The sequence below is a fragment of the Chloroflexota bacterium genome (assembly GCA_016219275.1).
Classification (GTDB): Bacteria; Chloroflexota; Anaerolineae; order UBA4142; family UBA4142; genus JACRBM01.
On record JACRBM010000106.1, the window covers coordinates 1 to 14,246 of the forward strand.

The following is a 14,246-nucleotide window of genomic DNA, read 5'->3' on the forward strand; positions in this document are numbered from 1 at the left end:
ACCTCGCATAGGATAAACCAAGCATAACGGAAAATTGTTAAAATGCAAGTAGCACTCCGACGCTTCCAAGCGGAACAAAAACGGTATGTTTCAAGAGTCAGAAACTGGCTGCTTTGAACCTTCGTTCATCAGCCCACCCTACTACTACCAGCACGGCAACAATCACGGGAACACCAACACTTACCCGTACCGCCACCATCACCGGCACGGCAACCATCACTGGAACGGCGACGCTTACACGTACCGCCACCGTCACCGGGACGGCGACGATCACGGGAACACAGACGATCACCGCAACCGCGACGGTCACGCGCACCCCTACGATCACCGCGACGAAAAGTATCACGCTTGCGCTTCAAGCCGAGACCGATATTGACGAGACCAAAGACGGCGAATTCAGCGTTGAAAAGGGTGCGCTCGTTGTGAAATTCCCGGCGGGCGCGTTTGCCGCCGCGCACCGCGTTCGTTTTTCGCGCGCAGCCGCGGATTTGGCGTCAATTCCAAACACGGTGAATCAACGCGTGGTGAATCGGTTCACCCTGCGCGCGTTCGAACGCGCCAATTTGGCGAAAGAGACAAGCCAGTTTAAGAAACCGGCAACGATTACAGTCCGCTATGATGACAAGACGATTTATGGGTGGAGTGAGTCGGCTCTGACCTTGGCATACTGGAGAGTGTTGCAGAATTAGGAGCAAGGGGCATTGAGCGGCGTTGAGGAGGCACTTTGCCGCTATGGGGGAACGTTCGAAGGTTTTTACCGTTCAGGCGGACATGCTAACACCCAGGTCAGGTCATCGCGGTTACTCCTTTTTCGTAATTGCATTTCATTGATTACCCTCCTTTGCTCGGTTCACTGGTGATTCATCCTGAACACGTGGTGCGTACGCGCGCGAACTTTACGGACTGATCATTTGAAGGTTCCGTTTCCTGGGTTTGCGCAACCGCATCCATTTTTTTAAATTGTAGCCCACGGCATTCATCTTCGCCTGGAAATCACATTTGACCTTGCCGCGCCGGCGCGCGAACCGCGCGCCGTTGTAGCGCACCAAGGCGGCGATGATGCGTTCGATGCGCGGGCGTTGGCGCAGGTCGAGTTTGAAGGCGTCGGTCGTATTGTAACGTCGCGCTGTTTCGACTTCGCGGCGATAATCGCTGATGAAGACTTGGCGCATTTGCTTCGACCCCGGTTTATGGGTGCGGCATTTTTCCCAGACGGGACAATCGCGGCATTGGAGACCCAGGAAGCGAAAGTTGCGTCCGTCGCCACTGCCGGACGCGTACGCCAGGGCGGTGGTTTGACCGTTGGGACACGTGAGCGTCAGTCGATCTTCAGATAATTGGAATTGGTCCGGGGTATACTTGCCGGTGGACGCGTGGGTAGGTGGCAGAGGCGCGACGAGTTGGGTTTTGCCATTGGTGATGGCGTTGACCTGGGCACGTGTTTTGCCGTTGCCTGCGGCGGTATCGTAAATCAATTTTTCGGGCACCAGGTCGTGGTGTGTGGCTTCGGCTTGCAGGATGTTGGGAATGGCAACGGCATCCGGTTGCGCGCCGGTCTCGGCTTGAACTTCACGGACAAAGTTTTCAGTTGCCGCGATTTGAATGTTGTAGCCGAAATCGGTTTTGGTGCCATCGCCACTATGCACGCGATAGGTGGCTTCGGGGTCGGTAGCACTCCCGAGGCGATACGCGCCTTTGTGCTCGACGGGGCGTTCGGTGACCTGGGGCGTCGCAGGATGTTCGGTGGAGACCACCACCACTTCATCGGCGATCATTTTATCGAGATAGGTGAGCCATTCGAGGACGGGGGTACCCTGCTCGGTCGTCAGGGGCACGGGGTCATCCAGGTGAGCGCGCACGAGGCGCGCGCAGTCCAGCGCGGCACGCACCGTGGTCTGTAACCGTGCGGCGCGTTCAGTGGCGGTGAGATGAAACTCGTCTCGTTCGTCTTTCGCGCCGAAGAGCGCGGCTTCGTCGAATTGAGCGCGCACGGCGGCTTCACGTGCGGCATCGATTTTGCGGAGAGTCCCCAGCAAGCGTTGACAGGTATGGCGTAGCAATTGGACCAAGGGTTCTTTGGCGGCGTTGGCGCGTAACGCATAGGTGTCCCCAACCTGAGCTTGCCGGCGTTCGTCGGGAAAGGCTACGTCAATTTGGCGCAGGGTTTCATCGAAAATGGTGCGGTGCTGTTTGAAGCATACCCAGAGTTCAAAGCGTTCGAGGGTGCTGTGGTCGGGCCCTTCGGCGGAGATGGGATAGCCCACGAACCATTTGACGACGAGGTTGAAGCGGATGTGCCACTCGAGGTCGCGCAACGACCAATCGTAGAGATATTTGACCAGTAAGGCGCGTACGAGGCGCGCGACCGGATGAGCAGGTGGTGCCCCAGGTCCGGTCGTGTGATGATAGATCGCGCAGGCGGCTTCAAGCGGCGTGAAGTTCAGATACTCGCCGAGTTTGACGAGCAGATGATCGGGGTCGCGCTTGAGTAGGATGAGGTAAGTTTGGTCGCTTAACCAGAGCAGTAAGGCGTCGAAGTAAAGATGAAAAACAGCCAGCGCAAAATCGGGTATAATAGCCATGGTGGTCTCTTTTGTGCATATGGTTGTTGGGTGGTACCACAATCATTGCACATTTCGAGACCACTTTCAAGTTTCCGCTGGCTCAAATGACAGAATTCTGCAACACTCTCTACTGGGATGTGAAACTCAAACGGTGGATTGCCCTGCCCAGTGTGGTGGACACCAAGAACAAGACCGTCACCGCGCAGACCGCTCACTTTACCGATTTTGGCTTGACTTCGCTAAAGGATATTCAGACATACTTACCCAAGTGGGAAAGCGCGGAACCGAATCTCTTTTTAGGCGCGTCTTCGTACAGTTATCCACTCGAATTACCGCCGGGACGCAATGGGCTTGCGCCCAGATTGGGACTGAGCTATTCCAGTTCCGCCGTAGAAATGATGAGTGATACTTCGCAGGCATCTTTCGTCGGAGCGGGTTGGTCCTTCTCGACAAATTACATCGGGCGAAACACGGTCAATACCTACGATGTGGCAGACGATCTATTCATGCTCGTCTTGAATGGCGCAGGGTACGAACTCGTGCGCGACCAGTCTGACACGACCTTGTATCACACGTGGAATAAGCAGTACTGGCGCGTCAATTTCGACTCGACGAATGATCGCTGGACGATTATTACTGAAGATGGAACGCAATATCAGTTTGGTTATTCTGCGAACAGTCGCGGCGTGGAGATTTTAATTGCGCGCACCGCAGATGGCTACCCGGCTTTTGACACTCCCGTCACCTATCAGTGGGCGCTGGAGAAGATCATTGATACACACAACAATGAGGTGGTCTACTCCTATAAGCACGAAACGGCGCAGGGAGTATGTAGCGGTTCAGGAGTCCAGCGTGCGTATGATCTGGCATTGTATCCAGAGTTTATCAAATACAACAAAGCAACGTCCGGCACGTATCTGACCGAGGTACAATTATTCTATTTGTCCCGAACCGATTATGGGTATCGCCAGCCGCCCCTCAATCAATGCGCCGCGCCACTCCAACAATCTAAATTAGACCATGTGGACATCAAGACAACAGATAACGGTATGCAGTTGGTGCGCCGTTATGCGTTCACTTACGATTACACGACCTTCCCCGGCGTGTGGCATCAGCCGACGAATTCGATGGGGCGGCTGACGCTCAAGCAAATCGTGCAGTACGATAATGCCGGCGTGTTGGCATTACCGGCGACCACGTTTACGTACAACAGTAACCGGTTGGAACAGGTCAACAACGGTATCGGCGGGACAGTGGCACTCACGTACAACGATATCAATTTCAGCGAGCCGGTTGCGATACGCGGCGCGTATAGTTGGGATTTTCGTGGGTGCGCCGCGGCGAACGGGCTGGGTTGTTCGAGTGATTGGAATGTCGGTACCGCGAGTGTCCAGATGGGCACGTGGGGCGATGGCTTGAGCGCGATGTACATTTCCACATCGGGCGTGCAGTATGCCGTGGTGTACGCGGCTCATTTTATTCCCGCGACCTACTATCGTTTCCAAACGGAAATTCATACCGAGGGTCGTGTCAAGATAACCGCCTTCGATGGCGTTTCGGAGATGCTCTTGAGCGATTGGCATTGGGGCGGTGGTGGTGGCGGTATCTTCAAGACCTCGCCTTCCGCGAGTACCCTGCAATTCCGCATCTATGTGGAAAACAACACAGCCGCGCTGCCGTTGGCATGGCTCGATCTCTTCCCCACGTACCACCGCGTCGCCAGCCGAACGGTGGGCGATGGGCAAGGCGGCAACGCGACGTATGGCTACACCAACGAAGGTCAGGCATTGAACGTTCCGCCGTACACCAGCATCACAGCAAATCCACGCGCGCCGCTCGCCTCGCAACTTCGCGGGCACTCGAAAGTGACGGTGACAGATCCAACTGGCGCGAAGGTGGAAAACTATTTCGGGCAGGACGACATCCGAGCCGGGCGCGTGCTCACGGTGACGCAGATGGACGGGAGCAACAACAAGTACACGCGCGTGCAGAACTCGTACGCGTCTATTCCGATCAATGTTGCCCAAATCGCGTTGGGCGACCGCTCCGATTTTGTCTATCTCACTCAAACGATTCGCGAAACGTTTGACGGGCAGACGACACCTGTTACGACCAAGACCACGTACGCGTACGATGGTTATGGGAATCTGAATCAACAAGACGAGTACAACTCAGATAATACGCTGTATCGGCGTACTCTTCGAACCTACTACCCGAACTCCGGTACCTGGATGGTGGACCGCCTCGCAACAGAACAGGTACAAAACAGCATCGGTGAAACCAGTTCTAGGACGAGTTACTATTACGACAATAGCACCTATCCGCACGATCTGACGCGCGTGCTGGTGAATCCAAGCAGTACTTTTACAATTACCCAAACCACCAACGTGTATGACACCTACGGCAATCTCAAGAACACAACCGACGCGTTAGGTCGTACAAACATCATCACGTACGAGACGACCTATAACATGTTCCCGACCCAGGTCGCGAATGCGATGACGCCGACACCACACGTCACGACGAACACGTACAACTATCGCTTTGGCAAAGTGGCGACGACGACCGACCCGAATGGCGCGAAAACTTCGTACACCTACGATACTTTTGGGCGAACGCACGAGATTCGTAACCCGTTGGAACATGATTCACAGGGTCAACCGGTTTATGCCGCGACCGCAAAGTACACCTATAACCTCGGCAGTCCGCGCTCGAAGATCACGGTTGAAGTCCGGAGCGACCTTGGCGGAAACGCTAGTCCGTCATATCAATCCGCATGGTGGTTCTTCGACGGCATGGGACGTGTGATTCAACAGCAATCGCAGGGATTGAATGGCAACACGATTTTTGCGAACACCGCGTACACAACAACGGGGCAGGTCTGGCGCACGTCGAATCCGTACACCCTGACCGTCGCCGGTGGCGCCTATCAAACACCGGATTGGGGCAAACCCGCGACCGTGCGCGTGTACGATCCGATCGGGCGCGTCACAACGACAATCAACCCCGACACCACGTCCCAAACGATCAATTACAGCAAGTGGACGACAACACTCATTGATGCAAACGGACATCAAAAGCGGACGCTAGCCGATGCATTTGGTCGGACGATTCAGGTCAATGAGTTTAACCTGGGCGCAACGTACACGACGACATATCAGTACGACACATTGAACCGCCTTCGCTTTGTAACGGATAACTTCAACAACCAAACGGAAATGCGGTACGATTGGATTGGACGTAAAACGTGGATGAAGGATCCTGATTTGGGCGAATGGTCGTACGGGTACGATGATGTTGGCAACCTGACGCGGCAGACCGATGCGAAGAATCAGACAACCTGTTTCTACTACGATGCGCTCAATCGGCTCAAGGGCAAGAATTATCAGGTGAATAACCCAACTTGTCCGGCTGACCCAGGTACGTATTCGGGCGCAAGCTACACGTACGACGCGGGCACGTACGGCATAGGTCGTCGCACGGGCATGAGCGTTTCTGACGTAGATACAACTTCGTGGGTGTACGATAAACAAGGACGCGTGATCACTCAGACCAACACGATCACCGGGGCACCCGCCACATACGCAACGGGATGGACGTACGATGCAATGAACCGCGCACGCGCGATGACGTATCCCGACGGCGAACAAGTGACGACGACGTACAACACCCAGGGCTTGCCGTCAACGATGGGGAACAACGCTTCGACGTTTAACAACTATGTACGAAGCACGGACTATAGCCCGAGCGGTCAACTGACGACACTGGGTTTCAACAACAACGTGACAACAACGTACGACTACTACGGAGGAAACCTGCGTCTGAAGCAGTTGACAACATCGGGCAACCTACAAAACTTGAAGTATGAATACGACAAAGTTGGTAATGTCGGAGTAATTTCGGACACTGTGCGCGTCGAGACGACCAACTATACCTACGATCATTTGGATCGTTTGCTCACCGCCACGTTGACCGGCGGCGCGAGTCCGTACGCCCAGTCCTGGGGTTACACTCCGATTGGTAACCTTACTAGCAACACCATCACGACAACCTTTGGCATAACGCCTACGACCTATGGTTACAATCCGAGCAACCCCACGCAGAGACCGCACGCGGTTACACACAAGGATGGCGTGCAAAAGTATCAGTACGACGATAATGGCAACATGACCACACGCGGCAATGACACATTCGGCTACGACGGCGAAAATCGCTTGATTACCGCAAACGTCAACAGCATCCTTACTGCCTATCGGTATAATGGCGATGGCACCCGCGTCAAGAGGACGGTTGGCGATATAACGACGTACTACATTGGCAACTGGTATGAGGTAACTGTTAGCACTGCACCCGCCCCTACGCCGACGGCGACGGCGACGCCCACGCGCACACCCACAGCAACGGCAACCCCAACGCGGACATTCACGCCAACCGCCACGCCGACAGCAACGGCAACCCCAACGCGGACATTCACGCCAACCGCCACGCCGACAGCAACGGCAACCCCAACGCGAACATTCACGCCAACCGCCACGCCGACAGCAACGGCAACTCCAACGCAGACGTTCACGCCAACTGCCACGCCGACAGCAACGGCAACTCCAACGCAGACGTTCACGCCAACTGCCACGCCGACAGCAACGGCAACCCCAACGCGGACATTCACACCCACCGCAACGCCGGCTGCGACCAACACGCCAACATCCACACCGACCGCGACGAATACGCCTACGGCAACGCCGACGGCGGTGAACACGCCTACGGCAACGCCAACCTCCACTGCCACACCCCTGGCTGGTTTCAGCGACGACTTTAACCGCGCCGACTCGACAAACCTGGGGGCGAATTGGACAGAACGGAGCGGTGATCTCGCCATCGTTACGCAAACCCTCCGCAATGCCAGCACGGGCGGTGACAACATCGCCACCTATAGTGGCGCAACCTATTCCAACGTTGCCGTGACCGCACGTTTGCAGAACAATGGTACGAACGGCACCACCGCACTGGGAATCCGCCTGGGCAACTATTCGAGTGGTGTGCCGACCAGCGGCTACACGGTGGACATGCAGGATGGCGGCAGTCTGGTGCTTTTCCGCATCAGCGACTGGGCAGAGTTGGGCAGATACACCATCGCGGGATACACGCGTGGGAATTGGGTCACAGTGACGCTCCGTGCGAATGGGACGACGCTGAGTGTGGAGGTGGAGGGAACGACGCGGATCACGGTGACGGACAGTACCTTCACAGGTGGACACATCGGGGTGTGGTCGTGGAACCCGACAACAGTTGGGGAACATTGCTTTGACGATTTCAGTGCGCAACCGCTGAGCGGCGCATTGCGCGAGCGCAAGATTGAGATAGAGGGCATCAAATTTATTGCGGCGCAGGACAGCAGGTTAGGTACAGACAATACTAATTCAATCGGTGCGTTGCAGACGACCACCACGACGACCAAATACTATTACTTTGGCGCACAGCGCGTCGCGATGCAAACGAGTGCAGGTGTCACGTACTTGCACGGCGACCATCTGGGTAGTACGAGCGCGACCAGTGGTGCGCAAACCAGTAAACAGTGGTATTATGCCTATGGTGAGGTACGTACCACTGAAAACACCGTGCCCACCGACTACACCTACACTGGTCAGAAACGTGACAATGAAGCCGGATTACACTATTATGGCGCGAGATATTACGACGCGGCAATTGGACGGTTCACGCAACCTGACACGATTGTGCCGAATCAGTACAACCCGCAATCGTTGAATCGGTACGCGTACACGCTGAACAACCCCGTCAAGTACACGGATCCAACGGGGCATGAATATGAGCCTCTAGCTGATCGACGGGACCACGGTGATTCAAATGGTTCAGAGGTTCCTACTTCAGACGATTCCTACTATTATTCTCCCGAAATCGAAAGGGCATTAGCTTTTGCATCATCAAAATCACCCGTTGCAAAATTTTACGTCGATTACATCAGAAACCATCAGGTTAATTTTCAGTGGGGAGGATATGCGGACATTTTCCCAAATACGTTTGGGGTGACGATAGAGAATACAATCTACATCAACAGCAACTATGCTGATAAAACCAAAGTGATTAGCATTGATTACGCTTCAAAAAGTGCTAATACTATTACTCTGCCAGGTCAAGAGATTCCTCTTGATCTGTTGATACATGAGATCGTTCATGTTGTCCAAAACAATACCAAAGGAACATTGGATATTCCTTACGGTAGCTTGGAACGCGAACGGGAAGCTTTTTCGGTGCAACATGCAGTTTACAACGAGTTGAAAATGAATGTCAGCCCTGGGAGCATGCAATATGATGGTGAAACTAAGGCTACTGTAGGGCCTGGAGGAGTGTACAGACCCGATCATTGGGTTGCTAACGACTATTACAAATGGAGAGACGCGAAGCTAAAAGACACCGGGGGATATTGGTTTTTCCCTTGGAGATAAAACTGGCTTGGGAATGTGCCACAGATTGAGGAGAATAATCGGATGACATTAAAACTTGCTAAACAATCGCATATGGCGGTGCGTGTGCTTGGAATCCTTGTATGCTTATCGCTTTTCTACTTTCTTTCCAAGCAATTGCCTGTTTTGCCACTGTGGTGGCGCTATAGCAATTTGAATTTAGTACTCAGCGGTCTATATCATTATGAAGTTCCACGGTGGTCACCTGATGGCAGTAGAATAATCTTTTATCGCTCAGATTTGTCCGAAGACGCGGTTTTTATGATAGAACCGAATGGACGATCATTAATTCCTGTCAATGTTTCGGGGAGAGATGCTGCATGGCCAGATTGGTCGCCCGATGGAAAGCAGATTGTTTTTGCGTCAAGGAGAAGTGGAAACTATCAAATCTATATTATGAATACGGACGGATCAAACGTCACCCCAATTACTAGGAATTTTGCTTATGCTAATTGTCCTAGATGGTCGCCGGATGGCAAGTGGATTGCATTTTGTGCGCGGTTGACCGAAGCTGATGCTAATCCACAGCTTTATATCATTAGTACAGACGGGAAAAACATGGTTCAGTTAACCGATCTTCCTGTGGTGAGGGTGCAATACTTTGATTGGTCTCCAGATAGCACACAAATCGTCTTTGCAGCAAACACATTGAGGACAGGAACGCCATCTGCTCTCGGAGTTGAGCAGCATCTTTTCGTGATAAACACAAATCAAAGGAGCATACAACAAATCGATAGTGGTGATGACGCGACATATTACCCGACATGGGCACCGGACGGTAAAAAAATTCTATTCACATACTCGGAACATGTTGGCTCATCCCGTAATCTGCCGACTGGATTATATATTATGAATGTCGACGGTACCGGAAGGCGAATGGTATTACCAGCAAATTGTAATCAACCACATTGGTCAGAGCTACGAAATGAAATTGTTTTTGTATGCGGAGTCTGGGGAGCTGGCGAACTCTCTATTTATAGAATGGAAATGCGGGATTTCCTTCCATAATGAAAGTGTAAATTAGGCGGCTACATGAATCTGCGAACATTCTGTCCGTCAAATTCGTTGTTATTTGTTGTCTTCCCTGTTGTGTCTCAAGCATCGCCTTCATATCCAACGCGGAGAACCGCCTGACCCAAACAACGGTTGGCGGCGTGGTGACGCAGTACGTTTACAACGGCGACGGTGCGCGCGTCAAGAAACCGGTGAGCGGCACGCCCACCTACTACGGGGAATTACAACGGACAAGTGCGGAAAGCAACGGACACGGCACATCCCAGGGTTTGTCCGTTTCATTTCGAGGTTGTCGGTTGTTCGCTCTGATCACAAAGGACTTGCCATTCCAGCAAGTCCTTTTTCTAATCGCGGTTTTTTGGCGCGGGCAGGCACTGGTTGTTCATCTCGTGGATTTACCAAGAGACGGCATACAGTGACAACTATGTCGAAACGTCCCAGGGGACCTTGGTGTATGCGAACAACAGGTACCTGGTGCGCGCCAACAAGCCGACTCCTCGCGCGAATGAACCCGTCATCGAGCTGGATGGCATCACCCGATTGGCAGCGTCGAGCAGCTTGATCACCTCAAACGAGACGTGCACGAACTATGGTCTGCCCACGAATATGTTCGGCGACTTGATGACCTGGGGTCCAGTGCAATTGACGATCGGCGTGATACTTGCGGTGTTCGTCGTCGTGTATCTGGCTCACATTATCACACGGGCAACTTCGCACACACGAAAACCTCGGTTCGCATTTCCTTCCGTGTCTTCGGCGTGACGGTCTCGATGGGACTCTGGACGCCGATTAGAATCATGGCTTGGCTGATCGGACTGGCGTTGATCGGTCAAGGGTTGGGATGGTTGCCGCGATGATGCGTCGCGCCTTTATCCTCGCGGTCGTGGTCGTGTGGTCGTGCTGCTGTCGGCGCCGATAGTCAGCGCGGCGAATGTGGTCGTCAATGGCACGTTTGACGACGCGACGAGATGGACTGGAACGGGTACGATTAGGTTTTTATGCGGCTACATCACAGTGTCCTGGGAATGCCGGCAACGAAAATTGTGTGCACCTGTCCAACGGTCAATACCAGCAACAGGTAGTCATTAGGTTCAGGGTTCACATCCCTGGCGGCTCACAATGAAATACCCCGATTGGATCGGGGTATTTCGTTTTTCAAACGCGCAAATCTTTTGGGTCTGGTTATTGCAAACTCGTGGCTTTTGCCTTCAACTTTTCTACTGCGTTCGCCGGCACATCCACTTCCCCGAGCGCGCTCATGTGCCCCATCTTGTTCAAGCCGTGAAAATCGCTGCCCCCCGTCGCGATCAAATCGAACTGCCGCGCCTGTCGCGCCAGTTCGGAACGGGTGGCGTCGTCATACATTCCGTAATGCACTTCTAAACCCAGCAACCCGGCTTTGACGAGCGGCTGAACAAAGTACAGCACATCGCGCGGATGCGCGAGCACGGGCACTCCACCCGCTTCGAGAATTAACGAAACGGCATCCTCCGGCGTCAACTTGAATCGTTCGACGTACGCGGGACCGTTGCGCCCGATGTATTTGTCGAACGCTTCGGCAATCGTCGTCACGCGCCCGGCTTCGAGCAACGCTTGCGCGACGTGCGGTCGTCCCAACGCGGCGTCGCCGGCAATGTCCTTCACCCGGGCGAAGGAAATCGGCGCGCCGAGCGCGGTCAGTTTTTTGACCATTTTTTCCGCGCGCCCGTACCGCCCATCGCGAAATTTTTCGAGCATCGTGAGAAAACGCGCGTTGTGCCAATCCACAAAATAACCGAGCACATGCACTTCGGCTTTTTCGACATCGGCAGATAGTTCGACGCCGGGAACGACTTGGACGCCGACTTGCTTGCCGGTCGTGATGGCGGCGTCGAGACCGGCGACTGAATCGTGATCGGTCAACGCGATCACACCCAGCCCACGATCTCGCGCCAGATGCACCAACGCGTCCGGTGTAAGTTCGCCGTCAGACGCGTTGGAGTGAGTGTGCAGATCAATCCGCAAACTGGAACCTCGGTGATGAAGATGAAATAGGTAGAGACGCCCAATGCGGGCGTCTCTACCCTTTTAGATCGAGGGAGAAGGCGGCGCACTAGGCGCGGGTGGCGGAAGCACCGGCGTAAACGTGCCGCGCACCTCGACCGAGAACTTGATGGCAGTGCGCTCCTCGCCGCTCACGTCCACTTCGACGAAAGTCGGGACGCACCAGATATCCAAACCATCGCGTTCAAGATAGCCGCGCGCAATCGCGATGGCTTTGATCGCTTGATTGACGGCGCCGGCTCCAATTGCCTGGACATCCGCGCGCTTGTGCTCGCGAATGACCCCGGCAATCGCCCCTGCCACGGACGTGGACCGTGACTTGGCAGAGACTTTGATCATGTCTACCATGGATCCCTCCTTTGACGCCTTGATGTCGGAGATCAAGATACGTCTTCGCGCGCTCACGCGACGTCGTGCGGTCCCTCGTCGCGCCGAGGCGCAATCTGTGTTGATTTACGCGATGAAACGGAAAAAGGTCAGACGCACTGTCGGGATCAATTATGCGCCGCCACGTCGCGGCGTAGTGCTATTTTACCACAAATTGCGTCGGTTGCGTCAAGCGTGGGCAATGAGTTTCGCCGACGCAATGGATGGCGTAATTACTTGGCGTACTCGACTGAGCGCGTTTCGCGCACCACCGTCACTTTGATCTGTCCCGGATACTCCAAATTGTCTTCGACCTTGCGCGCGATTTGTTTGCACAGATTGATCGCGCCCAAGTCGTCAATATCTTCGGGCTTGACAATGATACGAATTTCGCGCCCGGCTTGGATTGCGTAGGACTGCTGCACACCGGAAAATGCGTTCGCCATAGATTCGAGCGCCTCGACGCGCTTCAAGTATTGTTCGAGCGACTCACGCCGTGCGCCGGGTCGCGCGCCGCTGATCGCGTCCGCCGCGAGCACGAGCACCGCTTCGAGCGAAGTGGATTCTTCTTCGCCGTGATGCGACGCGATAATGTTGCACACGCGTTCCGGCACACCGTGCTTGCGCGCAATCTCCGCGCCGATCAGCGCGTGCGCGCCGCCGACTTCGTGCGTCACGGCTTTGCCGATGTCGTGCAACAACGCGCCGGCTTTTGCCAAACTCACATCCGCTTTCAATTCCGACGCCATCATGCCCGCCAAGTGCGCGGTCTCGACCGCGTGCGACAACACGTTCTGTCCGTACGACGTGCGGAATTTCAACTGACCGAGCAGCTTGACCACTTCGGGATGCAAACCCGTGATCCCGGCTTCGAGCGCGGCTTGCTCGCCGGCTTCCAGAATCGCCTGGTTGACTTCTTCTTCGGCTTTCTCGACGATTTTTTCGATGCGCCCCGGATGGATGCGTCCGTCGCTAATCAATTTGTTCAGCGCGACGCGCGCGACTTCGCGGCGCACCGGGTTGTGCGACGAGAGAATGACCGCTTCGGGTGTGTCGTCCACGACCAGGTCTACACCGGTCGCGACTTCAATCGCGCGAATGTTGCGCCCCTGGCGACCGATGATGCGCCCCTTCATTTCGTCGTTCGGCAGCGGCACGAGCGCAACGGTCGTCTCGGCGACCTGGTCGGACGCGACGCGTTCGATCGCGGTTGTGATGATTTCACGCGCACGCCGTTCACCTTCCTCGCGCGCGTTTTGTTCGATTTCGCGGATCAACCGCGCGGCGTCTTTGCGCGTGTCTTTTTCCACTTCTTGCAAGAGGATCGCCTTGGCTTCTTCGATGCTCAAGCCGGAGATGCGTTGCAGTTCGGCGAGTTGTTTCGCCTCGTGTTGTTGCAGCGATTCGCGCTGACGATCCAGGTCTTTTTCCTTGCGATCCAATTTCTTTTCGCGCGCTTCCTGCATTTCCTGACGCCGGTCAATCGCTTCGCGGCGATGCCGCAAGCGTTCGTCCTCGCGCTGCAGATCGTTCCGCTTTTTCTTGTTTTCGCTTTCGGCTTCCTCGCGAGATTTCAGCGCTTCGTTTTGCGCTTTGAGGATGATATCTTTCGAATGCGCTTCGGCTTCGGCGAGTTGTTTTTCCGCTTCGGCTTGGCGTTGCTTGATCTGCGTGTTCGCGATGTTGCGCTGAAACCACAGCCCCGCGACGAACGCGCCCACGCCTACGACGACCGCCATGACTAGTCCTAACAATACATCCCAGTTACTCATACCTTCAC

Annotated in this window: 8 protein-coding genes; 4 read left to right on the top strand and 4 right to left on the bottom strand. The window is 54.6% G+C overall.

Annotated elements, in window-relative coordinates; all coding sequences use genetic code 11:
* Positions 1–113: 113 nt before the first annotated feature.
* On the top strand, positions 114–689 hold the full coding sequence (locus tag HY868_27565; GenBank protein ID MBI5305918.1) for a hypothetical protein: 576 nt from the start codon (positions 114–116) through the stop codon (positions 687–689).
* A 207-nt stretch (positions 690–896) separates the two neighbouring features.
* Here the strand turns inward: HY868_27565 and HY868_27570 are convergent, their stop codons facing one another.
* Positions 897–2,582, bottom strand: coding sequence for a transposase (locus HY868_27570; GenBank protein MBI5305919.1), 1,686 nt, complete (start codon positions 2,580–2,582; stop codon positions 897–899).
* Positions 2,583–2,668: 86 nt separating this feature from the next.
* On the opposite strand from HY868_27570, the gene HY868_27575 reads away from it, so the two are divergent.
* The 3 genes from HY868_27575 (at position 2,669) to HY868_27585 (ending at position 10,819) form a co-directional block, all read left to right on the top strand.
* Positions 2,669–9,025 (top strand): hypothetical protein, encoded by a 6,357-nt coding sequence (locus HY868_27575; protein MBI5305920.1) that lies wholly within the window; start codon positions 2,669–2,671, stop codon positions 9,023–9,025.
* A gap of 42 nt (positions 9,026–9,067) precedes the next feature.
* The gene (locus HY868_27580; protein MBI5305921.1) at positions 9,068–10,051 is read left to right on the top strand and encodes a PD40 domain-containing protein; all 984 of its coding nucleotides are present in this window, start codon (positions 9,068–9,070) and stop codon (positions 10,049–10,051) included.
* Between the two features lie 384 nt (positions 10,052–10,435).
* Positions 10,436–10,819, top strand: coding sequence for a hypothetical protein (locus HY868_27585; GenBank protein ID MBI5305922.1), 384 nt, complete (start codon positions 10,436–10,438; stop codon positions 10,817–10,819).
* A 420-nt stretch (positions 10,820–11,239) separates the two neighbouring features.
* Here the strand turns inward: HY868_27585 and HY868_27590 are convergent, their stop codons facing one another.
* The 3 genes from HY868_27590 to rny form a co-directional block, all read right to left on the bottom strand.
* Positions 11,240–12,061: a PHP domain-containing protein gene (locus tag HY868_27590; protein MBI5305923.1), complete on the bottom strand. Its 822-nt coding sequence runs from the start codon at positions 12,059–12,061 to the stop codon at positions 11,240–11,242.
* Positions 12,062–12,124: 63 nt separating this feature from the next.
* Positions 12,125–12,448, bottom strand: coding sequence for a stage V sporulation protein S (locus HY868_27595; protein ID MBI5305924.1), 324 nt, complete (start codon positions 12,446–12,448; stop codon positions 12,125–12,127).
* Positions 12,449–12,699: 251 nt separating this feature from the next.
* Positions 12,700–14,238: a ribonuclease Y gene (gene rny / locus HY868_27600; GenBank protein ID MBI5305925.1), complete on the bottom strand. Its 1,539-nt coding sequence runs from the start codon at positions 14,236–14,238 to the stop codon at positions 12,700–12,702.
* Positions 14,239–14,246 lie beyond the last annotated feature (8 nt).